Genomic DNA, 25,498 nt, shown 5'->3' on the forward strand with positions numbered 1-25,498 from the left:
CCGCCGGAGCGGGGTGTCGTCGTCACGGATGGCGACCGCAGGCCAGGATCAGAATTCCTGCCACTCGCTGTCGTTGACCATCGCCGGTTCACGGGTCATGGGCCGACGCGCGGTGGCGCTGCTCGGCTTGGCCGGGGTGGCGGCACGCGCTGCTGGGGCGGCGGCAGCACGCGCAACCGTTGCACGCGCGGCTGGCACCGGTGTCACGCCCGCGCGGCTATCGAGCTTGAACAGCGCGACCGCGTCGGTGAGATCGCCTGCCTGCTCTTCCATCGCACGGGCGGCGGCCGTGGCTTCTTCCACCAGCGCGGCGTTCTGCTGGGTGGTTTCGTCCATCTGCACCACGGTCTGGTTGACCTGCTCGATACCGGCGGACTGCTCCTGCGAGGCGGCGGAGATCTCGGCCATGATGTCGGTCACTCGCTGCACCGAGGCGACGATCTCGCCCATGGTGGCACCGGCCTGGTTGACCAGCTGCGAGCCTTCGGCGACCTTGCCGACGGACTCATCGATCAGGCCCTTGATCTCCTTGGCGGCACCGGCCGAACGCTGGGCGAGGGTGCGCACTTCGGACGCGACGACGGCGAAGCCACGGCCCTGTTCACCGGCACGGGCGGCTTCGACCGCAGCGTTCAACGCCAGGATGTTGGTCTGGAAGGCGATGCCGTCGATCACGGTGATGATGTCGGCGATACGGCGCGAGGAGGCATCGATCTCGTGCATGGTGCTGACCACGCGACCGACCACATCACCGCCCTGCGAGGCGACCGAATGCGCACCGATGGCCAGCTGGTTGGCCTGACGGGCATGCTCGGCGTTCTGGCGCACGGTGGAGGTCAGTTCCTCCATCGAAGCGGCGGTTTCTTCCAGATTGGCGGCCTGTTGCTCGGTGCGGCGCGACAGGTCGTTGTTGCCCGAGGCGATCTCGCCGGCGGCGGTGCTGATGCTGGATGAGGCCTGCTGAATGCGGCCGACGATCTGGGTCAGCTGGGCGACGGTGGTGTTGGCATCGTCACGCATGCTGGCGAACACGCCGTGGAACTCGCCGTGCATGCGGGCGGTCAGGTCACCGTTGGCGATCGACTGCAGCAGGTGCGAAAGCTGGGACAGATTGCCGTCGGCCACTTCCATCATCGTGTTGAGGTTTTCGATCATGACCCGGAAGTCGTGCTCGAAGCGCATCGCGTCGCCACGCTGGGTGAAGTCGCCCGCCGCAGCGGCCTGGGCCAGGGATTGGATCTGGGTGTTGATCGCCAGCAGGCTGGCCTTGGCGGCATCCATCGATTCATGCAGGATCGCGCGGGTGCCGGGCAGGCGACGGGCGTTCTGCGACAGATCGCCGGTGGCGTACTGGTTGAGGATCGCCACCGAATCGGTGATCGCGTCCAGGTGTTCGAAGATCATCGTATTGATGCCCTTCGCCAGTTCGCCGTACACGCCCGGGAAGTCCTGCGGGATGCGGTGGCTGATGTCGGGGCCGGCATGCATCTCGGCCATGCGCTGGGTTTCAGCGGAGAAGCGGCGCAGCATCACGGTCATGTCGCGGGTCGCGGCCAGCATCTTGCCGGCTTCGTCCTGGCTGGTCGCCTGGATGTTGACCGACAGATCGCCACGCGACACCGATTGGATCGCGTGCACGGCCTGGGCCAGCGGGCGGGTGATGGCGCGCGCGATGACCACGCCCATGGCGGCAGCCAGCAGTGCCAGCAGCACCATGCAGGCGATGATCGCGTAGACACTGTTCTGGTGGATGACGTTGGCACTTTCCACGCGGCGTGCGATGACGCCGTTGCTGTACTCACCCAGTTCCTTCATGGCAGCGAACAGTGCGCGGCGGCCGGGGCGGGACTGCTCATCGGAGATCTGCTGCGCACCGACGTGGTCGCCGGCGGCGATGGCCTGCTTGATGGCCGCATTCGCCTTGAAGTAGTCCGCATTGCGCGCGGCCACCACTTCGTACAGTTCGCGTTCCTTGGGCTCGGCCGGCAGGGCAGCGTAGGCCGCCATCTCGTCATGGACCACCTTGCCGGTCGCTTCCATGCGCTTGTCGTAGTCGGCAACCGACTCCGGCTTGTCCAGCACGGTCAGCTGCGCCATTTCATAGGTGCGGAACTCGCCGAGCTGGGCGCGGATTTCGCCCAGGTGCTGCACCGACGGAATGTCGTTGGTGCTCATCGCACGCAGCTGTTCATTGGCTTCGCCCAGGCGCACCAGGGCAAAGATGCCCAGCGCCAAGGTCATCAGCGTGGTGAGGGCGAACCCCACGGTGAGCTTTCGGGCGATGGGAAGATCGTGGAACCACTTCATGATGGGAACTCCGGGCAGGGCGTAGGCGCGCAGCCGTGGGGAACTGGGCGAGATGGCGTGGTGGGGAAAGGTGAGGCGACCGCTGCGCGACATCTATCGGTGTCGCTATTGCCGATAACGGCGTTGCAGCGGAACAACTTGATAGCGCTCATCACATTGAGTTCACATTTTTTCTGTGAACTCGATCAAAAACGGGGTGTTTCGCCCAAGTACGTGCTGTCCGAGGAGGTTGCGAGCGTTCGCTGGCACGCCGGGTACCGACGAAGTTCACCATTGCGCCGGGAGCCGTGCCGGATCGCGCAGGCGCGCAAAAACGCCGCCACTCCGGGGGAGCGGCGGCGTCAGGAGGCAGCGTATGGCAGGGCGGTCAGGCCGCCTGTGGCACCTTGAGCGAGCGCACCAGCCCGCCGATGTCGACGATCAGTGCGACGCGGCCGTCGCCGAGGATGGTGGCGCCCGAGACCCCGCTGATCCGGCGGTAGTTGTTCTCGATGTTCTTGACCACCACCTGCTGCTGGCCGACCAGTTCGTCCACTTCCAGCGCGATCTTCTGGCCATCGCCTTCGACGACCACCACCAGGGGTTCTTCCTGGGAATGACCGCCGTAGCCGTAGTAATCGCTGAGCGACAGGATCGGCAGATACTCGCCACGGACCCGCAGCACGCGGCCTTCGCCGGCCATGGTGCGGATGTCGTCGCCCTTGGGCTGCAGGGCTTCCAGCACATAGGCCAGGGGCAGGATCAGGGTTTCACCGGCGACCGAGACGGTCATCCCGTCGAGGATGGCCAGGGTCAGCGGCAGGCGGATCAGCACGCGGGTGCCGTTGCCGGCCTGGCTTTCCAGCTGGACTTCACCACCCAGGGCCTGGATGTTGCGGCGGACCACGTCCATCCCCACGCCACGCCCCGACAGATCCGTGACGGCATCGGCGGTGGAGAAGCCCGGCTGGAAGATCAGGTCCCACACCTGCGAATCGGTGGGGTTGTCCGGCACGCTCAGGCCACGCTCAAGCGCCTTGGACAGGATCTTGTCGCGGTTCAGACCGCGGCCGTCGTCGCTGACTTCGATGACGATGTGACCGCCCTGGTGCGAGGCCGCCAGCGTGATCGTGCCGGTTTCGTCCTTGCCCGCCTCACGACGCACGTCCGGCATTTCCAGGCCGTGATCGATCGAGTTGCGGACCAGGTGCACCAGTGGATCGGCGATCTTTTCGATCAGGCCCTTGTCCAGCTCGGTGCCTTCGCCGATGGTGCGCAGACGCACGTGCTTGCCCAGGCGCGAGGACAGATCGCGGACCAGGCGCGGGAAGCGGCGGAACACCGCATCCACTGGCAGCATGCGCACGCCGATGACTGCTTCCTGCAGATCGCGCGTGTTGCGCTCCAGCAGGTCCAGGCCGGTCAGCAACTGCTCGGCCTGCGCCGGATCCAGTGCATGCGAGACCTGCTTGAGCATGGCCTGGGTGATGACCAGTTCGCCGACCAGGTTGATCAGTGCATCGACCTTGTCCACGCTGACGCGGATCGAGGTTTCCGCTTCGTGGGCCGCGGCAGGCGCAGCGGCTGCGGCGGCCTGTGCTGCGGGTGCAGCAGGCTTGGCCTCGACCGGTGCGCTGGTGGCCAGGCTCGGCGGTGCGGCCGGACGGATGTCCAGTTCGCAATCGTCCACGACCCAGGCAAAGGTATCTTCGATCTTGCTGCGCGGGACCTTGCCGACCAGGCCCAGGTCCCACGCGAGGTGGGCCTCGAGCGGGTCGAGCTGATCGAAGCCGGGCAGGCGCTCCATGCGGGCGGCGACCTGCAGCGAGCCCAGGTGTTCGAGCTCGCGGATGATGCGCAGCGGGTCGTTGCCGCTCATGAACAGCGACGGCGCCGGCACGAAACCGATCTGCCACGCCTCGGGTGTGTCATCGACCTTGGCCGCGGCCACCGGTGCGGCGGTGGCGGCCTGGCCGGTCAGCACCGCTTCCAGACGTGCCTTGATATCGGCAACGGACTGCGGGTCGGCCGGCTGGCCGTGTTCGGCTTCACGCAGCAGGGCGCGCAGCACGTCCACGGAGGCGAGCATCGCATCAACCGCGACCGGCTCCAGAGCGCGCTTTCCAGCGCGCAGCTCATCCAGCAGCGTCTCCAGCACATGCGTCAGCGACGCGATCGCGTCGAAGCCGAAGGTGCCGGCGCCGCCCTTGATCGAGTGCGCGGCGCGGAACACCGAGTTGATGATTTCCGGGTCCTGCTGGCCCGATTCAAGCGCCAGCAGGCCAGCTTCCATCGCGTCCAGCCCCTCGCGGCTCTCTTCGAAGAAAGTGGCGTGGAAACGTTGCAGATCCATGCTCATGGTGCGGGGTGTCCGGTTGCGAGGGGAGGGGAGGGTAAAACGGGATCAGCCCAGGACTTTCTGGACGGTGGCCACCAGCTGTTCCGGGTTGAACGGCTTCACCAGCCAACCCGTTGCACCGGCAGCCTTGCCTTCGGACTTCTTGTCCGCGGCCGATTCGGTGGTCAGCATCAGCATCGGCGTGAACTTGTATTCGGCCAGCTGGCGCAGCTCACGGATCAGCGAGATGCCGTCCATGTTCGGCATGTTGACGTCGGTGACCACCGCATTGAAGCGTTGGCCCTTGGCACGCCCGAGGGCGACCGCGCCGTCTTCGGCTTCCTCGACGGAATAGCCGGCCGAGGTGAGGGCGAAAGAGACCATCTGGCGCATCGACGCCGAATCGTCCACCACCAAGATACGTGCGCTCATGCAGCGTTCTCCACAGATTTCAGGTTGTCATGGGGTGCTTCCAGGCCTAGGGCCTGGGTGACGCCGAGCAGACGCGCGGCATCACGGAAGGTTGCGGTGCAACCGTGGAATCCGGTGGGATGCCCGGCCTTGCGGCGGGCCTCGACGAATGCGCACAGCACCTGCACCGAGGCGGTATGGATACGGCCAACCTGGCTGGCATCCAGCGTCAGATCGCCTTCCTGGTCCACCAGGGGGGCCAAACGTGTTTTGAGCTCGGTGCTGGTCTCGATACCGAGATCATCACCCAGTGCGACAGTGCTCATCTTTGCTCCGGACAAACGGTTCCGAGGTCTATAACGGCCTAAACCAACAAAGCTTTAGGGGAGCTGCCGGTTCCCGGTCAGTTCAACAGCTGCGTCGCATCCAGCAGGATCATCGGCTGGGCGGTCACGCGCGCCACGCCGCGGAACAGGTCGTTGGAAATCTGGCAGATGCGGGCGGTATCGGGCGGCTCGATCTGCGAGTCGGTGAGGTTGGCGACGTCTTCCACGGCCGAGACGCGCAGGCCCATGGTTTCGCCGTTCTCCTCCAGCACCACGATGCGGGTGTTGGCATCGTTGATGATCGCACTGCTGCCCAGATGGATGCCCAGATCCATCACCGGGACGACCTGGCCACGCAGGTTCATGATGCCGAGCATCTCCGGCGCGGTGCCGCGCAACGGCAACAGCGGCACGGGCAGGACGACCTCCTGCACCTTGAGCAGTTCCAGCGCATAGGCCTGGGCGCCACAGCGCAGGCGCAGCCAGCGCGAGGTGCGCTCGCTGGCCCGCCGGTTCTCGCGCGGGCTGGAGGCCGGGTCGCGGGCCTGCCGTTGCAGCTCTTCCCAGCTGCCAGGGCGGCTGTGAGCCAACGTGGGCGTCTTGGCGCGGATGCTGGGGGCAAGTGGCATGGCAGGCATGGTGCGGGCGGTGGGAGCCGGTGGGGAGGCAGGGGCGGGCGGTAGTACCACCGCGGAGGGTGCCACGTCCTCACCGGCGGTCATCAGGCCGCTCAACGACGGGTCGTTGCGGACTTCGTCGAGCAGGTCATCGAAACCGGGAGCGGTCACTGCGGCAGGTGCGACGACCGGCGCCGTCTCGTACACGACCTCTGGCGGCAGATCGTCCCAGCTGGGGCGATCCTCGTCCTTGGCCAACGTCATCGCACCGCTGAGCGAGGGATCGTTGCGGACCTCGTCAAGCAGGTCGTCGAAGCCCGGCGCGGGTGCAATGGCCTCGACTGCTGCGGCGGCCACCGGGGCGTCGGTCTCGTAGACCACCTCCGGCGGCAGGTCGTTCCAGTCCGGGCGGGCATCATCGGCGGTGCCCGCGCTGGTATCGGGCAGTGTCATCAGGCCGCTGAGCGAGGGATCGTTGCGGACCTCGTCCAGCAGATCGTCCAGCACGGCCGAGGGCATGGCGACCGGCGCGGCCACGACGGCTGGCGCTTCGCCCGCACCGAGCGACGCCGCCGGTGACGGTGCGTCCGCGGGTGCCGGGACGGCGTCGCCGAGCAGCTGTTCCAGGTAATCATCCAGTACGCCGGCCGTGTTCATGCCGCGCGCTCCATCTGCTGCGCGTCGTCGGCCAGGATCCATTCCAGCGCACGCCGATAGGCAGCCAAACCGCGACCCGGGTAATCCTCGGACTGGGGCGGCATGGTCAGGCTGGCGGCATTGCAGATGCGGGTGTCGACCGGAATCGCGTCTTCCCACACCCGCTGGCCGTGCTTGTCCTGCATCAGCTTGACGGTTTCGTTGCCAGCGCGGGTGCGGCGGTCGAACAGGGTCGGCAGGATCGACATCGGCAACGGGCGGCGACGCGAACGTTCGACCATTTCGCCGGTCCGCACCATGCCGTCCAGGCCGTGCAGCGCCAGCGGTTCGGCCTGGGTCGGGATGATCAGGCGGTCGGCCGCGGCAAGGGCGTTGATCATCAGCAGGCCCAGGGTCGGGGCGCAGTCCAGCAGGATGTAGTCGTGCTGGCCCTGGTGGCGGGCGAGCGCGTTCTGCAGCGCCAGGCCGAGGCCGGGCTGGTTCGCGCTGCGGCGCTCCAGCGTGGCCAGTGCCGCCTGCGCGCAGACGTAGTCCAGGCCGGGAATGCTGCTGTGGTGGGCCAGCGTGGCCAGCTCGGCCGGCGGCGCGCCGAACAGCTCCAGCACGCCCTGCGGCGGTGGATCCAGCGGCACGCCGAAGGCCCGGGTCAGCGACGAATGCGGATCCAGATCGATCAACAGCACGCGGTGGCCCTGCGTGGCCAGACCACGGCCGAGCGCGAGCGTCGTGGTGGTCTTGCCCACGCCGCCTTTCTGATTGGCAACAGCCCAGATACGCATGCGGTTCACTCCTTCATTGCAGACGGAACGGCGGCGCCAACACGGCTGCCGGCCGGCACCGGTGGCAACTGCACCGGTGCGATGGGGGTAACAGGGGAGGTACGGGCGGCGCTCGGTGCGGCGGCCGTATCGGCCGGCTCGGCATCGGCACTGAGCCGGTCGGTGATCGGGTCGACGCCTGCAGCGGTGTCGGCGAGGATGATCACCATGACCCGCCGATTGCGGTTGCGGCCGTCGGCGCTGGCATTGCTCTGGCGCGGCCGGAACTGGCCGTACCCGACCATCGCCAGCCGTGCCGGTTGCAGTCCCTGGTCGGCGAACAGATGCACCACGCTGGCCGCACGCGCGGCGGACAGTTCCCAGTTGGAGGGAAACAGCGCCGTGGCGATCGGGATGTTGTCGGTGTGGCCTTCCACGCGCACGCCGTTGGGCGCATCGCGCAGCACCTGGGCGAGGGTGGACAGGGTCTCGCGCGCATGCACGTCCAGCGTGGCCGATGCGGTGGGGAACAGGATGTCGCTGTTGATCTCCACTTCGATCCACAGCTCGGTGCGGCGCACGGTGATCATGCCGCGCTCGATCAAGGGGGCCAGGGTGGCGGTCAGCTTGTCGGCGATGCCGTTGAGCTGGCGCTCGGCGCGCTGCAGCTGTTCCTGGTTGCGCATGGAGACGGGCATGCGCATCTGCGAGGCCATCGCCGGCAGCAGGGTGGGGTCGTTGCTGGGCGCGGGAGCGGACGGCCCGACTTTGGTCCCGGCCTTGATCACCGAGGGGCTGTCCCAGCCGCCGCCCTGGACCTGCTGGTTGCCGACCTGCACCGGGTTGATGGTGCGCGGCGCGCCACCGAAAGCGGTGGTGAGGGCGTCGGCCATGATCCGGTACTTGCCCTCGTTGAGCGAGGAGATGGCGTACATCACCACGAAGAAGGCGAGCAGCAGCGTCATGAGGTCGGCATAGGGGATAGCCCAGGCCTCATGGTTGGCATGTTCTTCGTGGTGCTTGCGGCGGGCCATGTCAGTGCAGGAACCCGGACAGGTTGGTTTCGATGTTGCGCGGGTTTTCACCCTGGGCGATGGAGATCAGCCCTTCGATGATCATCTCGCGGTCGCGGCTGTTGTGGTGGATCACGCTCTTGAGCTTGGCCGAGACCGGCAGGAACAGCAGGTTCGCCGAGGCGATGCCGTAGATGGTGGCGGTGAAGGCGGCGGCGATGCCGTGGCCGAGCTTGCTCGGGTCGGCGAGGTTCTTCATCACCGCGATCAGGCCGAGCACGGCGCCGATGATGCCCAGCGTCGGCGCATAGATGCCCATGCCCTCGAACACCTTGGAGGCGGCCAGATCCTGGCTCTCCTGGCTGCTCAGCTCGATTTCCATCATGTGCCGGATGGTCTCCGGCTCCACACCGTCCACCAGCAGCTGCAGGCCCTTGCGCAGGAACGGGTCGTCCTGGGCATCGACCTGGGCTTCCAGGCCGAGCAGGCCCTGGCGGCGGGCGATGTTGCTCCACTCCACGATCTGCTGGATCAGGTGCCGGCGGTCGCTGCTCGGCGGCAGGATCACCCACTTCACGATCTTGAAGGCATGCTTGAACACGGCCGGCGAGGTGTGCAGCAGGATCGATGCGATGGTGCCGACGATGACGATCACGAAGGCGGCCGGCGACCACAGCGACGCCAGACCGGCCCCCTTGAGGATGCTGCCGCCGACCAGTGAGGCCAGCGCGAGGAAAAGTCCAATGAGGCTGAGTCTGTCCATGGGTCCGTTATCGGCTTGTGTGAATGGGACTTGAGACGCCGAAGGAATCCACTGATGCGGCGGTCACACTTTCACGCGGTCAATCGTGGTTGGTGCGCAGCCCGTCCACGTCCAGAATCAGCGCCATGCGGCCGTCACCGATGAGGGTGGCGCCGGCATAGCCACGCAGTCCGCGCAGCGCCTTGGGCAGCGGCTTGATCACCACTTCCTCGCGGCCGCGGACCTGGTCGACCACCAGACCGAAGCGGGCTTCACCGGCCTGCAGCACCACGATGGTCAGCAGCGAGGACGGCATCGGCTCCACATCCAGCCAGTGGCGCAGATCCACCAGGGCAAGCGTGTGCGATTTGCGGTCCAGCACGGCGCGGCCGTCGAACCACCCCAGCGAGGTGTTGGGGGCGTGCAGCACCTCCATCACGCGGGCCAGGGGCAGGGCGTAGACGTCCTCGCCGGCCTGTACCAGCAGGGTCGGCAGGATGGCCAAGGTGAGCGGCACGCGGATCATGAAGCGGCTGCCGCGGCCCAGCTCGGACTGGATCTGGATCTGGCCACTGAGCTCGCGGATGCGCGACTGGACCACGTCCATGCCCACGCCGCGGCCGGAGATGTCGGTCACCTGCTGCTTGGTGGAGAATCCGGGCAGGAACACCAGGTGCAGGCATTCCTCGCTGCTCAGGCGGGCGGCGGCTTCCGGGTCGATCAGGCCCTTCTCGCGCGCCTTCTGGCGCAGACGTTCCGGATCGATGCCCGCGCCGTCGTCCTGCACTTCGATGCTGACGTAGTCGCCTTCCTGCTGGGCCGACAGGCGTACGTGGCCGCTGCGCGGCTTGCCCTGGGCTTCACGCAGGTCCGGCATTTCCACGCCGTGGTCGATCGCGTTGCGGACCAGATGGACCAGCGGATCGGCGAGTGCTTCGACCAGGTTGCGGTCCAGCTCGGTTTCCGCGCCGATCAGTTCCAGCTCCACTTCCTTCTTCAGCGAGCGCGCGACATCGCGCGCCACCTTCGGGAAGCGCGAGAACACCTTGCCGACCGGCTGCATGCGGGTGCGCATCACCGCCGACTGCAGGCGGGCGGTGGCAATGTCCAGGGTGGAGACCGCGCGGTCCAGCTCTTCATCGTGCAGGCGTGCGCGCAGGGTCTTGAGGCGGTTGCGCGAGAGCACCAGCTCGCCGATCAGGTTGACGATCGCATCCAGGCGCTTGGTGTCCACGCGCACGGTGTGCTCGGCCTCGGCGACCGGTTTGTTGGGCGCCGGCTTGTTGGCGGCAGGCGCGGCGGGCGCAGCTACTGCACGTGGCGCCGGTGCCGGCGCGGCCGTCACGGCCTTGGCACCGGGTGCCGCGCCGCCGTGCAGCTGGTCGAGCAGGGATTCGAACTCGTCCTCGCTGATCATGCCGTCGTCTTTCCTGGCGGCGACCGCGGTCGGTGCGGCACCGCCATGCAGCTGGTCCAGCAACGCTTCGAATTCATCGTCGGTGATCAGCTCACCGCTGCTGGGGCCGGCCGCGGCACTCGGTGCCGCCGCCGGAGTGGCCGGGCCGTTGACGTCGAACTGTGCGATCAGCTCCGGCGGGGCATAGCCCGGCTCGGTGCCGGCCGAGACCGAATCCAGCATCGACTGCAGGTAGTCCAGCGACTGCTGGGCCGCATCGAAGTGATGGGCCTGCAGCGTGGCTTGGCCCGAGCGCGCCATGCCGAGGGTTTCCTCGGCGGCATGGCACAGCTCGACCATCGCCTGGATGCCGAGGAAGCCCGCGCCGCCCTTGAGCGTGTGGAACCCGCGGAACACGGCGTTGAGCTGGTCACCGTCCTGGGGCGCCTGCTCCAGCGACACCAGCTGTTCGCCGAGGCGATCCAGAATCTCCTGGGCCTCGAGGATGAAGTCGGCAGCGATATCGTCCGGAACAGCACTCATGATCGTTAAAGTCCCAAATCGGAGAGCAGGTCGTCAGCGTCGACCTGTGAAACCTGGTGGCGGTCCAGACCGGTCACGGCCGGGCCGGCCAGGCCGTTGTCGCGCTTGTGCGCGGTGTCGTCCTGCGGCGGCAGCCCGAGTGCACCGAAGCCCTCATGCACGCGACGCACGATGCCCACCACGCGGCGGATGATCTGCCCGGTGAGATCCTGGTAGCTCTGGCTGAGGGCGATCTCGGTCAGGTTGTGGCGTATGCGGTCCAGCTGCTGGTCCTGGTCGGCCGTCAAGCCATTGGCGCGCAGCTGCTCAGTGAGCGTGCGGCATTCTTCGGCCAGGTCCAGGGTGCGGTGGGTGGCCTGTTCGGTCATCGCCACCACGTGATCCAGGCGTGCGCAGGCATCGTCCAGTTCGCCGGCTTCGCTGGGCAGGCTGGGCAGCTCGCCCAGCGCCTGGCCCAGCTCGCGGGCGAGCCGGTTCAACCCGGCCATCATCGGCTGGGTGCGCAGTGCGGCGAGTGCGTCGATTTCCTGACGCCACGCCGCTTCGTCGCCTGATTCCAGCGCGGCCAGTGCATCCTGCAGGCGCTGCACCAGCGCTGATTTGTCGCTCAGGGTTTCCATCAGGCGCTCGCCGCCAGACGCTCGAAGATCTTGCCGAGCTTTTCTTCCAGGGTCTGGGCGGTGAACGGCTTGATGATGTAGCCGTTGACGCCGTTCTGGGCCGCTTCGATGATCTGCTCGCGCTTGGCTTCAGCGGTCACCATCAACACCGGCAGCGTCTTGAGCTTGGCGTCGGCGCGGATGGCCTTGAGCAGGTCGATGCCCGTCATCACCGGCATGTTCCAGTCGGTGACCACGAAATCGAACGGCTGGCTCTGCAACAGCATCAGCGCGGCATGCCCGTCCTCGGCTTCGGCCGTGTTGGTGAAGCCCAGATCGCCCAGCAGGTTCTTGACGATACGACGCATGGTCGAAAAATCGTCGACGATCAGGATACGCATGTTCTTGTCCAAAGCTCTTTCCTCGGTCTTAATGGTTCTCGAGGCCGGCGTCGGCCGCCTCGAAGATTTTCAGTCGGCCACGCAGGCGCAATACGGCCTGGCCATGGATCTGGCACACGCGCGATTCGCTGACGCCCAACACGGCGCCGATCTCTTTCAGGTTCAGTTCCTGCTCGTAGTACAGCGACAGGACCAGCTGTTCGCGCTCGGGCAGCAGCCCGATCGCGTTGCCCAGCTCCCGCCCGAACTCACCGCGCTCCAGCACCTGCTGCGGGGTCGGGCCGCCCTGGGCGACGGTGTCCAGCTCGCCCTGGTCTTCGATCCGTGATTCCAGGCTCAGCACCTGGCCGCGCGAGGCATCTTCCATCAGGCGCAGATAGTCGGGCAGCGGCATGTCCATCGCGGCGGCCACTTCCGTGGCGCTGGCGGCACGGCCGGTGCTCTGTTCGAGCCGGCGGATGGTGGCGGCGGCGTCGCGGGCCCGGCGATGGACCGAGCGCGGCACCCAGTCACCACGGCGGATCTCATCGATCATCGAGCCACGGATGCGGATCGAGGCATAGGTCTCGAACGAGGCGCCCTGGTCGGCGTCGTAGCTGCGCGACGCTTCGATCAGGCCCATCATGCCGGCCTGGATCAGGTCGTCCACTTCCACGCTCGCCGGCAGGCGTGCCGCCAGGTGATGGGCGATACGGCGGACCAGGTCGGAGTGCTGGGCAATGCACTCGTTCGCGGCGACCCGCTGGACCTCTTTGTACTGTGCGGCGCCTTTCATGCGGTCACCCCGCGTTGCTTGAGGATGCGTTCCAGGAAGAACTCGACGCCGCCACGTGGCTCGGTCGGGGCCTGCCAGCGTGCGGTACGGCGTGCGATCTCGGTCAATGCCAGCGCCGAGGGGCTGGACGGGTAGGCCTTCACCACCGGCTGCTGGCGCTGGACCGACAGGCGCAGCCAGTCGTCCTGCGGCACACAGCCCAGGTAGTTGAGCGACACATCGGCGAGGAACTTCTCGCAGACGCGGGTCAGCTTCTCGTACAGCACCCGGCCTTCATTCGGGTCGCGCACCATGTTGGCGACCACCTGGATCCGGTCCACGCCGCGTTCGCGCGAGAGCACCTTGATCAAGGCGTAGGCGTCGGTGATCGAGGCCGGCTCATCGCAGACCACGACGACGGTGTCCTGGGCGGCCTGGCAGAAGGTCAGCACGCCGTCGGTGATGCCCGCGGCCGTGTCCACGACCATGATGTCCAGTTCGCGCTCCAGCTCGGAGAACACGTTGACCAGGCCGATGTGCTCGGCCTGCTGCAGCTCGGCCATGTTGCGGCGGCCCGAGGCGGCCGGCACCACCAGCACGCCGCCGGGGCCTTCGATGATGACCTCCTCCAGCGTGCAGCGCCCGGCGACCAGGTCGGCCAGGGTCACCGTCGGCTTCAGGCCCAGGATCACATCGACGTTGGCCAGGGCCAGGTCGGCATCCAGCAGCAGGGTGCGTTTGCCCATGCTCGCCAGCGCCACGGCCAGATTGGCCGAAACGTTCGTTTTGCCCACGCCGCCCTTGCCGCCGGTGACGGCGATGGTGCGGACCGGGCCCAGCGGCTGGCTTCGGGTAGCCGACAACGGGAAGGTCTGGGTCAGCTTGGCGTACTCACGCGACGGCATGGTTCAACTCCGGGTTGCAGGGCATATCGGCCGCGCGGCGCAAATCTTCAAGGCGAAGTACAAGATTGGCCGCACTGGCACGGTGCAGGTCTTCAGGAACGTCCTGGCCATCGGTGACCCAGGTGATCGGCAGGCGGTGGTCGACGGCCACCGACAGGGCGGTACCGAAGCGACCGGTCTCGTCCAGCTTGCTCAGCACCACACCCTGCGGGTTGGCGGCGCTGAAGCGGCGGACCACCTCGTCCATGTCGCCGAAACTGGTGTTGGCCGGCAGTACCAGCAGGGTGCGGATCTGCTCGGCGGCCCGCAGCCACTGCAGCTGGGCGGCCAGCGCACGGTCGCGCGGGCCCAGGCCGGCGGTGTCGATCAGGACCAGCTTGTAGTCCTTCAGGCGTTCCAGCAGCTGGTTCAGATCGCTTCCACTGCTGGCCTCGTGGACGGCGATGCCGAGCTGGCGGCCGAAGCCGTACAGCTGCTCGCGGGCGCCGATGCGGCCGGTATCGGTGGTGACCAGGGCCACATCGCGGGCGGCATGGGCTTCGGCGAAGCGCGAGGCCAGCTTGGCGATGGTGGTGGTCTTGCCGGCACCGGTGGGGCCGACCAGGGCGATCACGCCGCCCGCTTCGAGCGGGTCGACCGGGGCGATCGGCAGCTTCTTGGACAGCAACCCCAACATCAGGCCACGGCCACGGTGGGCTTCGGTGTCCAGCGGGATCTGCATGGCCACGTCGCGGCTGATACCGGCATCGAAGCCATATTCGTCCATCAGGTCCAGTGCGGCGGCGCGTACCGGCGAGCCGCGCAGGCGCTCGTCGGTGAAGCGGTGCATTTCACGCTCGATGACGTGGCGCATGCCGGCCACTTCGTGACGCAGCTGGCGGATTTCTTCGTCGTCGCGCGGGATCAGGGCCAGGTCCGGCACGCTGGCCACGACCGGTGCCGGTTCGTTGGCGGCGGCAGCGGTGGTCACCGGCAACGGCAGCGGCAGCGCCGGCGGTACGGCGGTGGCCACGATCGCGGCCGGGGCGAGCACGGCCGCGGCCGGCAATGCGGGCTCGTCCATTTCATCCAGGGGCGGATCGATCACGAAACGGGCGCGGTTGATCGGGGCCGGCGCGGGAACAGCCTCCACCGGCTCGGCGGGCGAGGCTGCCGCGGCCTGCTCGACATTGAACGGCGCGAAGATCTGCTCCGGCAGCGACGGTTCGTTGACAGCCGGGTTGAGGCCGGCGCGGGCCAGGGTGGCGGCGAAGCCATCACTGCCGCGCGGCGGCACCACTTCGTGGGCGGTATCGAGCGTGCGACCGGTCGCGCCGACAGCGGCGCGGGCCAGGGCGGCAACGGCCGAGGTGGTGGCCGCGACCGGCTCGGGCGTGGCAACCGGGGTCTTGCGACGGGTCACCGCCGCGATCACGGCATCGGCGGCGCTGCGCGGGCGCGGGGCCGGCGGCGGAGCGACGTCCTTGCGGGCCGCTTCCAGGGCACGCTGCACGGCGCCTTCATCGTAGTTCGCCGCCGCCACGATCTCGACACCTTCCGCGATCCGGCGGTTGGACAGGATCACGGCGTCCGGACCGTGTTCCTTGCGCACCAGGTTCATGGCCGAGCGCATATCGGAGGCGACGAAGCGTTTGATTTTCATGCTGTGGTACCGGGACTGGGGCGGCGGAGTGGTGGAAGGGAAACGCTGGTTGTCGGTGGTCTGCACGGTCAGGGATTCCCTTTATTTCCTGCTGCGGTGAATTCGAATGAGGTGTCTGTTTTCTGTCGCGGTGCCGTCGGGCGCCTGGCTCAACTGATCGTGCCGACCAGCTTCAACCGTTTGTCCTCGGGCACCTCGCTGTAGGCAAGTACGGACAGCGAGGGGACGCTGTGGCGTACCAGCCGTGCCAGCGCGGCACGTACCGGGCCGGGGACCAGCACGACCGCCGGCTCGTTCTTCGCTTCCTGCTTGCCGACACATTCGGCCAGGCTTTGATGCAGTCGCTCGGCGAGTCCGGGTTCCAGCGCGGCGCCGTTGCCCTGAGTGGACTCCTGCAAGACGCGTTCCAGTTGCGGGTTGAGGGTGAATACCGGCAGCTCCGCCGACATTCCGGCGATCTCCTGCACGATGAAGCGGCCCAGTGCGTTGCGCACGGCAGCGGTCAGCACGGCCGGGTCCTGGCTGGTCGGGGCGCTTTCCACCAGCGATTCGACGATCTTGCGCAGCTGGCGGATAGGAATGCGTTCGATCAGCAGGTTCTGCAGCACGCGCACCACGGCCGAGAGCGGCAGCGACTTGGGCGTCAGATCCTCGACCAGCTTCGGTGCGCTCTTGGCCAGGTTGGCCAGCAGCTGCTGCACTTCTTCATGGCCAAGCAGTTCCGGGGCGTGCTCGCGGATCAGGTGCGACAGATGCGTGGCGACCACGGTGGCCGGATCGACCACGGTGTAGCCCATGGTTTCAGCGTTGGCGCGCTGGTGCGGCTGGATCCAGGTGGCGTCCAGGCCGAAGGCCGGATCCTTGCCCGCGATGCCTTCCAACGTGCCCAGTGCACTGCCCGGGTCCAGCGCAAGTTCGCGGTCCGGGTGGATCTCGGCGGTGGCCACGGGCACTCCGTGGATCAGCAGGCGGTAGGCGGTGGCCGGCAGCTCGAGGTTGTCGCGGATATGGACGGAGGGAATCAGGAAGCCGATGTCGTGGGTGAGCTTGCGGCGCACGCCTTTGATCCGCGCCATCAGCTCGCCGCCCTGGTTCTTGTCGACCAGTGGGATCAAGCGATAGCCGACCTCCAGCCCCAGCGGATCAACCGGGCGCAGTTCGTCCCAGGTCAGCTCAGCGGTGGGCGACGGGGTGGCACCGGGCAGGCCCAAGGCTTCGGGACGGCTGGCGGCGGGGGATTCGGCGGCGCGCGCAGCGGCCACGCTCTTCTTCCAGGCCTTCCAGGCAACGAAGCCGAGGATGACTGCCAGCGTCAAGAAGGCGACGTTGGGCATGCCCGGGACCAGACCGACCACACCCATGATCGCAGCGGCAATAGTGAGCGCGCGGTACTGGCCGAATACCTGGCCCATCATGGCCTGGGCCATGTCCTGCGAGCGCGAGGCGCGGGTCACCAGCATGGCCACCGCCGAGGACACCAGCAGCGCCGGCAGCTGCGCCACCAGACCGTCACCGATGGACAGCAGGGTGTAGGTGGCGGCGGCATCACCGAACGGCATGCCGTGCTGGAGCACGCCGACGGCCAGGCCGCCGATCAAGTTGATGAACAGGATCAGGATGCCGGCGATCGCATCGCCGCGGATGAACTTGCTGGCACCGTCCATCGCGCCGTAGAAATCGGCTTCCTCGCGGACTTCTTCGCGGCGGGCCTTGGCCTCTTCGCGCGTCAGCAAACCGGCGTTGAGGTCGGCGTCGATGGCCATCTGCTTGCCGGGCATGGCATCGAGGATGAAGCGCGCGGTCACTTCGGACACGCGGCCGGCACCCTTGGTGATGACCACGAAGTTGATGATGGTCAGGATCGCGAACACCACGATACCGACGGCGTAGTTGCCGCCGATGACGAACTCACCAAACGCGGCGATCACCTTGCCGGCTGCATCGTGGCCGTTCTGGCCATTCAGCAGGATCACGCGGGTGGACGCCACGTTCAGCGCCAGCCGCAGCATGGTGGTGATCAGCAGCACGATCGGGAAGATGGTGAAGTCCAGCGGGCGCTTCACGTACACCACCGCCAGCAGCACCATCAGCGAGATGGCGATGTTGAAGGTGAACAGTGCATCGAGCACCGGTGGGGCCAGCGGGACCACCACCATGGCCAGCAGGGCCAGCACGATCAGCGGGGCGCCAAGGCCGTTGCGGATCATGTCCAGGGCGCGGCGCGCGGTCATGCCGCCCGAAGCAGGCTGTGCGCTCATGGGCGGGCTCCCTTGCCGAATTCGTCGATGTCGATGCTGGGGCTGGCCGGCATCGGGCCGGTGTGCCAGCTGCGCAGCTGGTAGACGTAGGAGAGGACCTGGGCCACGGCCGAATACAGTCTCACGGGAATTTCCTTTCCAAGTTGACCTTCCCGATACAAGGCGCGTGCCAAAGGCGGGGCGGAAACGATGGCGACCTTGTTGCCGTCGGCCACTTCACGGATACGCAGGGCGGTTTCATCCACGCCCAGGGCCACCACGGTGGGGGCGCCCATCTTTCCGCCCTCGTATTTCAGGGCGACCGCGTAGTGGGTCGGGTTGACCACCACCACGTCGGCCGTGGGCACCGCTTCCATCATCCGGCGGTTGGCCAGCTGCTGCTGGAGCTGGCGGATGCGGCCCTTGACCTCCGGGCTGCCCTCGCTTTCCTTCATTTCCCGGCGCAGCTCTTCACGGGTCATCTTCAGCTTGCGCATCCAGTTCCAGCGCTGGTACGGGGCATCGATGAAGGCCAGCAGCATCATGGCGCCGCCGGTGGCCAGCATCAGCTTCAGGGTGAAGCCCAGGCCGTGGACCATGGCAGCCTCCAGCGGCTGGTTGAGGAGGTCGCGCAGCGAGCGGATGCCGTGCCAGACCACCAGCCCGGCAGCGGTGCCGACAAAGACGATGCGCAGCAGCGATTTGGTGAACTCGGCGATCGCTTCGGGGCCATACAGGCGCTTCATGCCGGCCATCGGGCTCATCCGGGTGAAGTCCGGCATCATCGATTTGTTGGACCAGCGCAGCCCGCCCATCACCACCGGCGACAGGAAACTGGCCAGCAGACAGATCACGATCAGGGGCCACATCGCCAGCATCAGGCGCAGCAGCAGCTCGCCGAAGTGCCCGAACAACGCCTTCGGGTGCAGCCACAGGGCCGGCTCGGGGCTCAGCGCGAACTGCATCCAGGTTTTGGTGTTGCGGGCGATGGTGCCGGAGAACGCCATCAGCGCCAGAACACCGGCACCGAACACGGCCGCCGTGGCCAGTTCACGCGAGCGCGGGATGTTGCCCTGTTCCCGGGCATCGCGCAGGCGTTTTTCGGTGGGTAATTCGGTTTTTTCGCCGGCTTGTTCGTTCTCGGACATCAGGGCACGACACGGGAGGAGATACCGGTGTCCGTGCAAGAACCGTTCCGCGGGCTACGAGAAGGTAGTGCCGGCCAGTGGCGGCACTACCGGGTCTCCAGCATCACCCCGCCGAGGCGCCTGGGCGCGCGTGGGCCTTCCAGTCTGCCGCCACCTCTACTCGGGGGCGGGGCAGGTCATGCAGCTGCATGAAGCGCTCGGGGTCCACCGGCCGCCCCAGCAGATACCCCTGCAGGTAATCGCAGCCCAGTCGCTCCAGATAGGCCCGCTGGCCGGCGGTCTCGACGCCTTCGGCGACGATGTCCATGTCCAGGGCATGCCCCAGCGCCACGATCGCCGACACGATCACCACGTCCTCCGAGCTGATCTCCAGGTCGCGCACGAAGGCGTGGTCGATCTTGATCTCGGTGGCCGGCAGCCGTTTGAGGTACAGCAGGCTGGAGTATCCGGTGCCGAAATCATCGATGGAAATGCCCACGCCCAGTGCGGCCATCGCCTGCAACAGGGTCAGGCTGACTTCGGTGTCACGCATCACGGTGCTTTCCGTGATCTCCAGGATCAGTCGGCGCGGCTCGAGATGGTGGGTCTTGAGCGCCTCGCGCACTTCCTGCAGCAGGTTGGGCGAGGCGAACTGGATCGGCGAGAGATTCACCGAGACCGTCCAGCCGTCATGACCGGCGTCGTGCCACACACGCAGCTGGCGGCAGGCTTCGTTGAGTGCCCAGCGGCCAATGTCGTTGATCACGCCGCTACGCTCGGCCAGGCGGATGAAGCGGTCCGGCGGGATCAGGCCCTGTTGCGGGTGGCGCCACCGGATCAGTGCTTCGGCCCCGCTGATCGACTGGCCGGCGACGCGCGTCTTGGGTTGGTAGTGCAGGAACAGCTGCTCGGTGCCGATCGCCCGGCGCAGGTCGGCGAGCAGCTGGAACTGCTGCTCGGCACTGTCGTTCATCCAATCGGCGAAGCGCACATACGCATTGCGGCCAGCCTCCTTGGCCTGGTACATCGCCGCATCGGCGAAGGCCATGAGCTGACGCTCACTGGCGGCATGGTCCGGGCAGATGGCGATGCCGATGCTGGCGGTGACCTGCAGGTCCTGATAGCCCAGCAGCGGCTCGCGACCCACGGTCTGGATGATGCGGCTGGCCAGCGTGGCGACATCCTCATCGTTCTCGATCGGCACCACCAGCACGAACTCGTCGCCGCCCAGGCGCGCGATCATGTCTGCGGGCCGCAGCAGCTTGCGGGTGCGGTCGGCAACGGCGACCAGCAATGCATCACCGGTCTGGTGACCGTAGGCATCATTGACCTGTTTGAAGCCGTCCAGATCCATGAACATCACCGCGAACCGGCTGCCGCGCTGCTCGGCTTCGGCAAGCGCCTGCTCAATCCGCTGCTGCAGCAGGCGGCGGTTGGGCAGGCGGGTCAGGGGATCGTGCAGGGCGGCCTGGGTCAGCTCGGCCTGTGCGTCATCCAGTGAACTGCTCAGGTCGGTATTGCGAAGGCGCAGCAGCTGCGCCTCCATGCGCTGGTCCAGCCAGGAGACGATCAGCACGATGGCCAGGATCGCGATGGTGAGCACCAGCACCACCAGCGCCAGCCACTGCGTCTGCAGACCATCACCGGCGACCGCACCGCAGATGCTGCCGGCAGGGAAGCGCGCGGCGGCCATGCCGGTGTAATGCATGCCGGCGATGGCGGCGCCGAGTGCCAGGGCCGGTGCGATGCGATCACGACGGCGGCGGTGGCTGCTGCGCAGCCGGAAGGCGATGTGCAGCGCGGTCCAGGACGCGGCCACGGCAATGAGCAGCGACAGTGCCACCCAGCCGAGCTGGTAGTCGATCCCGGGCTGCATGTGCAGTGCGGCCATGCCCAAGTAGTGCATCGATGCGATGCCACTGCCCATCAACAGCGCACCGAGCGCGAGGCGGCCGTGCGGCAGGGTTCGGCGTGAGACCAGCCACAGCGCGAAGATGGACGAGGCCATGGCGGCCAGCAGTGAGACCGTGGTCAGGCCCAGCGCATAGCCCAGCGGGATAGGGAGCTGGAAGGCGAGCATGCCGATGAAGTGCATCGACCAGATGCCCAGCCCCATTGCACCTCCGCCACCGGTCAACCAGAGCCAGGTGGAGCGGCGCGTGGCCGCGGTGGTGACCCGGCTGGCCATGTCCAGCGCAGTAAAGGAGGCCAGCACGGCCACCAGAAACGACACAACGACCAACCACGGGGTGTAGCTGCCGATCAGCATGGATGACTCTCTCCCTGGTCAACACCTGAGCGATACGACAGAACGCCACGCCATCACCGCAGACAGCGGGTGAAGGTTTCGTCATCGCCGTGCGATGGCGCAGCGTAACGCAGGGCCCAGACTAACAACTCGACCGGGGGGCGCCGCAAGTGACGAATGGCCCGCTTTCGGCGGGTTTCCGCGCTGTCCCGGGTGTGTCCCGGGTCAGCGGCTGACGCTGTCGGCCGCGTCGAAGGCGGCATCGAACAGACGCTGCACCGGCGGCCCCATCTCGCCGGCCAAGACGGTCAGCAGGAACAGGCCCAGCAGCAGCGCCACCGGCAGGCCAAGCTGGATCGGGTTGAGCGCAGGGGCCGCGCGGGCCAGCACGCCGAAGGCCAGATTGATGGCCAGCATCGCCACGGTGAGCGGCAGCGCCAACGTGAGCGCGCCACGGAACACCTGCAGCAGGAAGGTGGGAGCGATGGCGAAGAAGGCGTGCGGATCCGGCAGCGCCGCGCCGATCGGCAGGGCTTTGTAGCTGTCCATCAACAATGAGATCAGCGCCAGATGCCCGTTGGAAGCGAAGAACAGCAGGCCGAACAGCAGATAGAACCACTGGCCGATCACGCCGGAGCTGCCACCGCGCATCGGGTCACTCATCTGCGCGAACGCCAGGCCGGTCCCTTGGGCCACCAGTTCACCAGCCATCGCGCCGGCCTCGAACACCAGCCGCAGCAGGAAGCCGATCGAGATGCCGATGGCCAGTTCGCGGGCGATGGTCAACACCGTCGCTGCATCGAAGCCGGTCCATTCCGGTACCGGCGGCAGCATCGGCGAGAGCGCGATCGCCAGAGCGCCGGCGAGCATCACACGCACCCGCGAGGGCACCGCGCGGGTGCCGATCAGCGGCATCGCCATGATCATGGCGCCGATGCGCAGCATGGTCCACAGGATCGTGCCGATCATGCCGAAGGCCTGCAGGCCATCGGCGGCCATCTGGGTCGCGGAATCCACGGCGGCTGCCTCAGCCGATCAGGTGGGGAATGCGCTGGAACAGCAGCGTGGTGTATTCGACCAGATGGCCGATCAGCAGGCTGCCGAGCGCGAACAACACCACCGTCAAGGCCGCGGCCTTGGCCACGAAGGCGATGGTCGGTTCGTTGAGCTGGGTGGCAGCCTGCACCACGCCGACCACCACGCCGACGATCAGCACGGTGAGCAGCAGCGGGCCGGCGACCCAGAGCACGGTGATCAGGCCACCACGCAGTTCGGTCAGGGCAAGTTCGGGGGTCATGGCAGTCTCGGGTCCGTATCGATCAACAGGGCAGGGCGGTCAGACCGCATTGAAACTGGCGGCCAGGGTGCCCACCACCAGAACCCAGCCATCCACCAGCACGAACAACAGGATCTTGAACGGCGCGGAGACCAGCATCGGCGAGAGCATCATCATGCCCATCGACATCAGCACGCTGGCCACGACCAGATCGATGATCACGAACGGGATGAAGATCAGGAAGCCGATCTCGAAGGCGGTCTTCAGCTCGCTGGTGACGAACGAGGCAACCAGGATCGGGAACGGAATGGCATCCGGGCTGTCGTAGGTACCGTGACCGGCCATGCCGGCGAAGGTCATCAGATCCGTCTCGCGGATCTGCGCCAGCATGAAGGCGCGCAGCGGCTGGGTGGTCAGCGTCCAGGCGGTCTGGAAGTCGATCTCGCCGTTGAGGTACGGCGCCATGCCGCTGCCCCAGGCCTTCTGCCAGACCGGCAGCATCACCATCGCGGTAAGGAACAGGGCCAGGCCGAGCAGCACCTGGTTGGACGGCGTCTGGCCGGTACCCAGCGCCTGGCGCAGCAGGCCCAGCACGATGATGATGCGGGTGAAGGCGGTCAGCACCAGCAGCATCGAGGGGATCAGGGTGATCGCCGTCATCAGCAGCAGCGTCTGCAACGGCAGGCTGACCGGCTGGCCACCGATCTTGCCGACATTCACGTCCGGCAGCGCGGGCACACCCGGCACGCCGGGCGCGGCCCAGGCCAGGGCCGGCAGCGCGCACAGCAGGGCAGTCAGCAACAGCGGCAGGTAACGGGTCCAGGAGGTACGGGGGCCACGCATGTTCAGGGTTCCTTGCGCAGCCGCTGTTGCAGCAGCTGGGCGAAATTCGGGAGGTGTTTGAAATCGGGAAGGCGTGCCGGCGTCGGGGCCGGCAGAGGTTCGGGCAGCTGATGCAGGGTGTTGATGCCGCCGGCGGTGACACCCAGCAGCAGCTGGGTGCCATTGACCTCGACCACCACCACGCGTTCTTTCGCGCCGACGGTCAGGCTGGCAACCACCCGCAGGCCTTCGGCCGGACGGAACCCGCTGCCGGGCATGCGCTTGAGCAGCCAGCCCAGACCGACGATCAAGGCCAGCACGCCCAGCAGTGCCAGTACCGCACCGAACATGCCCGGTGCGGCGGCGGCATGCTGGCCGACCTTGACGGTCGACGCGCCGGCGGCGATCAGCAGCCCGGTGCTCAACGCAGTCTCCGGATCCGTTCGCTCGGGCTGACCACGTCGGTCAAACGCACGCCGAAGCGGTCGTTGATCACCACCACCTCGCCATGGGCGATCAGGGTGCCGTTGACGAACACGTCCAGCGACTCGCCGGCACCGCGTTCCAGTTCCACCACCGAGCCCTGGTTGAGCTGCAGCAGGTTGCGGATCGGCAGGCGCGCGCGGCCCACTTCCAGCGACAGGGTCACCGGCACATCCAGGATCACATCCAGGTTCAGCTCGGGACCGAGGTTCTCATCGGACTGCAGCGTGGTGAACTGCGCCGGTGCCGGTTCCGCCGGGGACAGCGGTTCGTTGGATTCGATATCGTTCATTTCGAGACTTCCTGGAGTACGGGAACGCGTGGGCGGGTGCCCGGGGGATGGGTGGCGGTGATCTTGACGGCGTTGCAACCGTTGGCGATGCCGAACTCGCCGGTGAACACCGGGATGTTCTCCACGCACAACGGCACCTGCGCCGGCATGTCGATCGAGAGGATGTCGCCGACCTTCAGGCCGGTCAGTTCACGCAGGGTCATGCGTTTGCTGGCCAGCACGCTGGACAGCGTGACTTCGGCGATGTTGAGCTGTTCGCGCAGCATCACGCCCCAGCTGGCATCGCGGTCGTTGCGGTCGCTCTGGATGCCGGCGTCGAGCAGCTCGCGGATCGGCTCGAGCATCGAGTAGGGCAGGGTGACGTGGATGTCGCCGCCACCGCCGTCGAGTTCGACATGCAGGCGGCAGACCACCACGTACTCGCGCGGCGTCACGATGTTGGCGAAGTGCGGATTGATTTCGGAGTTGATGTACTCCAGCTCCACATCCATCACCGGCGCCCAGGCTTCCTGCAGGTCGGCGAAGGTCTGCTTGAGCAGCAGGTGGATGACGCGCATTTCCGTCGCGGTGAACTCGCGGCCTTCGATGCGGGTCGGGTAGCGGCCGTCGCCCCCGAAGAAGTTGTCCACGATGGCGAACACCAGCGTCGGCTCGAACACGATCAGCCCGGTGCCGCGCAGCGGCTTGAAGCGGATCAGGTTGAGGTTGGTCGGCACGTACAGCGAGTGCATGTAGTCGTTGAACTTGATCAGCTCGATTCCGCGGACGGACAGTTCGGCCGAGCGCCGGATCAGGTTGAACAGGCCGATGCGCCACAGGCGTGCGAAGCGCTCGTTGACCATTTCCAGGGTCGGCATGCGGCCGCGGATGATGCGGTCCTGACTGGCGAAGTCATACGAGCGCGCCTCGCCGGGCGTGCCAGCATCGACGTCGGTCTCGACCGCACCGGAGTCCACGCCGTGCAACAGCGCATCGATCTCATCCTGGGAAAGCAGGTCATTCATGGTCGGCCCTTACTGGGTGACGAAACTGGTGAACAGCAATTCGTCGGCGCCCGGCTTGCCGGTCTCGGCCTTGAGCAGCTTCTGCACTTCGGCCAGCGAGGTGGCCTGCAGGCGCTCCTTGCCCGCGCGGTCGGCGATGTCGGTCGGCTCGACCTGCGAGAACAGCATCAGCAGCTTGGCGCGGATGGCCGGGGCATGGAGCTTGATCGCTTCCATCGCGGCCGGATCGCGGCTCATCAGCTGCACTTCGACCTGCAGGTAGCGCGGGCCGTCGAAGCTGCTGTTGAGGTTGACCACGAACGGCGGCTCCAGGCCGAAGTACTGGGCCGGTGCAGGCACCGCGGCCTTGGCGGCCGGCTTGGCGGCCTTGTCGTCGTGCTGGGACTGGGTGAAATACCAGACGCCGCCACCGGCGGCACCGGCGGCGAGCACCGCGACCAGGGCAGTGATCAGGATCGGACGACGCGGCTTGGCCGTGGCGTCCTTGTCGGCGGATTTCTTGGTTTTATCGGCGGCTGCGGCCACGAGGAAGCTCCAGAGGATTGCTTCCTGACTACATGCAAAGGCTGTGCCTGAATGCTGAAGCGGGCGGGCGACGGGTTTCTGGCGGCGCCGCCGAAG

23 protein-coding genes and 1 pseudogene are annotated in these 25,498 nt (G+C 67.0%); all 24 read right to left on the bottom strand.

What is annotated here, in order from left to right:
• Nucleotides 1–48: 48 nt before the first annotated feature.
• Nucleotides 49–2,307, bottom strand: coding sequence for a methyl-accepting chemotaxis protein (locus tag ABE464_RS02450; RefSeq protein WP_346470582.1), 2,259 nt, complete (start codon nucleotides 2,305–2,307; stop codon nucleotides 49–51).
• A gap of 367 nt (nucleotides 2,308–2,674) precedes the next feature.
• Nucleotides 2,675–4,645, bottom strand: coding sequence for a chemotaxis protein CheA (locus ABE464_RS02455; RefSeq protein WP_346470583.1), 1,971 nt, complete (start codon nucleotides 4,643–4,645; stop codon nucleotides 2,675–2,677).
• Between the two features lie 45 nt (nucleotides 4,646–4,690).
• Nucleotides 4,691–5,056, bottom strand: coding sequence for a response regulator (locus tag ABE464_RS02460; protein WP_259260940.1), 366 nt, complete (start codon nucleotides 5,054–5,056; stop codon nucleotides 4,691–4,693).
• Entirely contained in the window at nucleotides 5,053–5,361 is a 309-nt protein-coding gene (locus ABE464_RS02465) for an STAS domain-containing protein (protein WP_123729183.1), read from the bottom strand. The genes ABE464_RS02460 and ABE464_RS02465 overlap by 4 nt, the downstream gene beginning before the upstream one ends.
• A gap of 77 nt (nucleotides 5,362–5,438) precedes the next feature.
• Nucleotides 5,439–6,635 (bottom strand): chemotaxis protein CheW, encoded by a 1,197-nt coding sequence (locus ABE464_RS02470; protein WP_346470584.1) that lies wholly within the window; start codon nucleotides 6,633–6,635, stop codon nucleotides 5,439–5,441.
• Nucleotides 6,632–7,414 (bottom strand): ParA family protein, encoded by a 783-nt coding sequence (locus ABE464_RS02475; protein WP_346470585.1) that lies wholly within the window; start codon nucleotides 7,412–7,414, stop codon nucleotides 6,632–6,634. Before ABE464_RS02475 ends, ABE464_RS02470 begins: the two co-directional genes overlap by 4 nt.
• A gap of 182 nt (nucleotides 7,415–7,596) precedes the next feature.
• Nucleotides 7,597–8,427 (bottom strand): annotated as a pseudogene (gene motD, locus ABE464_RS02480) (flagellar motor protein MotD); the annotation flags it as partial.
• A 1-nt stretch (nucleotide 8,428) separates the two neighbouring features.
• On the bottom strand, nucleotides 8,429–9,169 hold the full coding sequence (locus ABE464_RS02485) for a flagellar motor protein (RefSeq protein WP_121036725.1): 741 nt from the start codon (nucleotides 9,167–9,169) through the stop codon (nucleotides 8,429–8,431).
• Nucleotides 9,170–9,248: 79 nt separating this feature from the next.
• On the bottom strand, nucleotides 9,249–11,087 hold the full coding sequence (locus ABE464_RS02490; protein WP_346470586.1) for a chemotaxis protein CheA: 1,839 nt from the start codon (nucleotides 11,085–11,087) through the stop codon (nucleotides 9,249–9,251).
• A 5-nt stretch (nucleotides 11,088–11,092) separates the two neighbouring features.
• Nucleotides 11,093–11,707 carry a protein phosphatase CheZ gene (locus ABE464_RS02495; RefSeq protein WP_346470587.1) on the bottom strand — a complete coding sequence of 205 codons (615 nt, stop codon included), beginning with the start codon at nucleotides 11,705–11,707 and terminating at the stop codon, nucleotides 11,093–11,095.
• The gene (gene cheY, locus ABE464_RS02500) at nucleotides 11,707–12,099 is read right to left on the bottom strand and encodes a chemotaxis response regulator CheY (protein WP_184997074.1); all 393 of its coding nucleotides are present in this window, start codon (nucleotides 12,097–12,099) and stop codon (nucleotides 11,707–11,709) included. Before cheY ends, ABE464_RS02495 begins: the two co-directional genes overlap by 1 nt.
• Before the next feature lie 16 nt (nucleotides 12,100–12,115).
• On the bottom strand, nucleotides 12,116–12,862 hold the full coding sequence (locus ABE464_RS02505) for an RNA polymerase sigma factor FliA (RefSeq protein ID WP_123729188.1): 747 nt from the start codon (nucleotides 12,860–12,862) through the stop codon (nucleotides 12,116–12,118).
• Entirely contained in the window at nucleotides 12,859–13,746 is an 888-nt protein-coding gene (locus ABE464_RS02510) for a MinD/ParA family protein (protein WP_123729189.1), read from the bottom strand. Before ABE464_RS02510 ends, ABE464_RS02505 begins: the two co-directional genes overlap by 4 nt.
• Nucleotides 13,733–15,388, bottom strand: coding sequence for an AAA family ATPase (locus tag ABE464_RS02515; RefSeq protein ID WP_346470588.1), 1,656 nt, complete (start codon nucleotides 15,386–15,388; stop codon nucleotides 13,733–13,735). Before ABE464_RS02515 ends, ABE464_RS02510 begins: the two co-directional genes overlap by 14 nt.
• Before the next feature lie 149 nt (nucleotides 15,389–15,537).
• Complete coding sequence (gene flhA, locus ABE464_RS02520; protein ID WP_346470692.1) at nucleotides 15,538–17,619, bottom strand: flagellar biosynthesis protein FlhA; 2,082 nt, start codon at nucleotides 17,617–17,619, stop codon at nucleotides 15,538–15,540.
• A 23-nt stretch (nucleotides 17,620–17,642) separates the two neighbouring features.
• Nucleotides 17,643–18,773: a flagellar biosynthesis protein FlhB gene (gene flhB / locus ABE464_RS02525; protein ID WP_346470589.1), complete on the bottom strand. Its 1,131-nt coding sequence runs from the start codon at nucleotides 18,771–18,773 to the stop codon at nucleotides 17,643–17,645.
• A 103-nt stretch (nucleotides 18,774–18,876) separates the two neighbouring features.
• Nucleotides 18,877–21,021 (bottom strand): EAL domain-containing protein, encoded by a 2,145-nt coding sequence (locus ABE464_RS02530; RefSeq protein ID WP_346470590.1) that lies wholly within the window; start codon nucleotides 21,019–21,021, stop codon nucleotides 18,877–18,879.
• A gap of 204 nt (nucleotides 21,022–21,225) precedes the next feature.
• Nucleotides 21,226–22,017, bottom strand: coding sequence for a flagellar biosynthetic protein FliR (fliR, locus tag ABE464_RS02535; protein ID WP_346470591.1), 792 nt, complete (start codon nucleotides 22,015–22,017; stop codon nucleotides 21,226–21,228).
• Between the two features lie 10 nt (nucleotides 22,018–22,027).
• Complete coding sequence (locus tag ABE464_RS02540) at nucleotides 22,028–22,297, bottom strand: flagellar biosynthetic protein FliQ (protein WP_019184809.1); 270 nt, start codon at nucleotides 22,295–22,297, stop codon at nucleotides 22,028–22,030.
• Nucleotides 22,298–22,336: 39 nt separating this feature from the next.
• Nucleotides 22,337–23,119: a flagellar type III secretion system pore protein FliP gene (fliP, locus tag ABE464_RS02545; protein WP_121036736.1), complete on the bottom strand. Its 783-nt coding sequence runs from the start codon at nucleotides 23,117–23,119 to the stop codon at nucleotides 22,337–22,339.
• 2 nt (nucleotides 23,120–23,121) lie between these two features.
• Nucleotides 23,122–23,523 (bottom strand): flagellar biosynthetic protein FliO, encoded by a 402-nt coding sequence (gene fliO, locus ABE464_RS02550; protein ID WP_346470592.1) that lies wholly within the window; start codon nucleotides 23,521–23,523, stop codon nucleotides 23,122–23,124.
• Complete coding sequence (fliN, locus tag ABE464_RS02555; RefSeq protein WP_123729195.1) at nucleotides 23,520–23,873, bottom strand: flagellar motor switch protein FliN; 354 nt, start codon at nucleotides 23,871–23,873, stop codon at nucleotides 23,520–23,522. Before fliN ends, fliO begins: the two co-directional genes overlap by 4 nt.
• Nucleotides 23,870–24,877, bottom strand: a complete 1,008-nt coding sequence (fliM, locus tag ABE464_RS02560) for a flagellar motor switch protein FliM (protein WP_346470593.1) — start codon at nucleotides 24,875–24,877, stop codon at nucleotides 23,870–23,872. Before fliM ends, fliN begins: the two co-directional genes overlap by 4 nt.
• Before the next feature lie 9 nt (nucleotides 24,878–24,886).
• The gene (locus ABE464_RS02565) at nucleotides 24,887–25,402 is read right to left on the bottom strand and encodes a flagellar basal body-associated FliL family protein (protein ID WP_123729197.1); all 516 of its coding nucleotides are present in this window, start codon (nucleotides 25,400–25,402) and stop codon (nucleotides 24,887–24,889) included.
• Nucleotides 25,403–25,498: the final 96 nt, after the last annotated feature.

The sequence above is a fragment of the Stenotrophomonas sp. TWI587 genome, from assembly GCF_039674145.1.
GTDB lineage: Bacteria > Pseudomonadota > Gammaproteobacteria > Xanthomonadales > Xanthomonadaceae > Stenotrophomonas > Stenotrophomonas maltophilia_AY.

Coding starts and splice junctions, on each gene's coding strand:
- ABE464_RS02450 (WP_346470582.1), bottom strand. CDS start 2,307: ATGAAGTGGTTCCACGATCTTCCCATCGCCCGAAAGCTCACCGTGGGG.
- ABE464_RS02455 (WP_346470583.1), bottom strand. CDS start 4,645: ATGAGCATGGATCTGCAACGTTTCCACGCCACTTTCTTCGAAGAGAGC.
- ABE464_RS02460 (WP_259260940.1), bottom strand. CDS start 5,056: ATGAGCGCACGTATCTTGGTGGTGGACGATTCGGCGTCGATGCGCCAG.
- ABE464_RS02465 (WP_123729183.1), bottom strand. CDS start 5,361: ATGAGCACTGTCGCACTGGGTGATGATCTCGGTATCGAGACCAGCACC.
- ABE464_RS02470 (WP_346470584.1), bottom strand. CDS start 6,635: ATGAACACGGCCGGCGTACTGGATGATTACCTGGAACAGCTGCTCGGC.
- ABE464_RS02475 (WP_346470585.1), bottom strand. CDS start 7,414: ATGCGTATCTGGGCTGTTGCCAATCAGAAAGGCGGCGTGGGCAAGACC.
- ABE464_RS02485 (WP_121036725.1), bottom strand. CDS start 9,169: ATGGACAGACTCAGCCTCATTGGACTTTTCCTCGCGCTGGCCTCACTG.
- ABE464_RS02490 (WP_346470586.1), bottom strand. CDS start 11,087: ATGAGTGCTGTTCCGGACGATATCGCTGCCGACTTCATCCTCGAGGCC.
- ABE464_RS02495 (WP_346470587.1), bottom strand. CDS start 11,707: ATGGAAACCCTGAGCGACAAATCAGCGCTGGTGCAGCGCCTGCAGGAT.
- ABE464_RS02505 (WP_123729188.1), bottom strand. CDS start 12,862: ATGAAAGGCGCCGCACAGTACAAAGAGGTCCAGCGGGTCGCCGCGAAC.
- ABE464_RS02510 (WP_123729189.1), bottom strand. CDS start 13,746: ATGCCGTCGCGTGAGTACGCCAAGCTGACCCAGACCTTCCCGTTGTCG.
- ABE464_RS02515 (WP_346470588.1), bottom strand. CDS start 15,388: ATGAAAATCAAACGCTTCGTCGCCTCCGATATGCGCTCGGCCATGAAC.
- flhA (WP_346470692.1), bottom strand. CDS start 17,619: ATGACCGCGCGCCGCGCCCTGGACATGATCCGCAACGGCCTTGGCGCC.
- flhB (WP_346470589.1), bottom strand. CDS start 18,773: ATGTCCGAGAACGAACAAGCCGGCGAAAAAACCGAATTACCCACCGAA.
- ABE464_RS02530 (WP_346470590.1), bottom strand. CDS start 21,021: ATGCTGATCGGCAGCTACACCCCGTGGTTGGTCGTTGTGTCGTTTCTG.
- ABE464_RS02540 (WP_019184809.1), bottom strand. CDS start 22,297: ATGACCCCCGAACTTGCCCTGACCGAACTGCGTGGTGGCCTGATCACC.
- fliP (WP_121036736.1), bottom strand. CDS start 23,119: ATGCGTGGCCCCCGTACCTCCTGGACCCGTTACCTGCCGCTGTTGCTG.
- fliN (WP_123729195.1), bottom strand. CDS start 23,873: ATGAACGATATCGAATCCAACGAACCGCTGTCCCCGGCGGAACCGGCA.
- fliM (WP_346470593.1), bottom strand. CDS start 24,877: ATGAATGACCTGCTTTCCCAGGATGAGATCGATGCGCTGTTGCACGGC.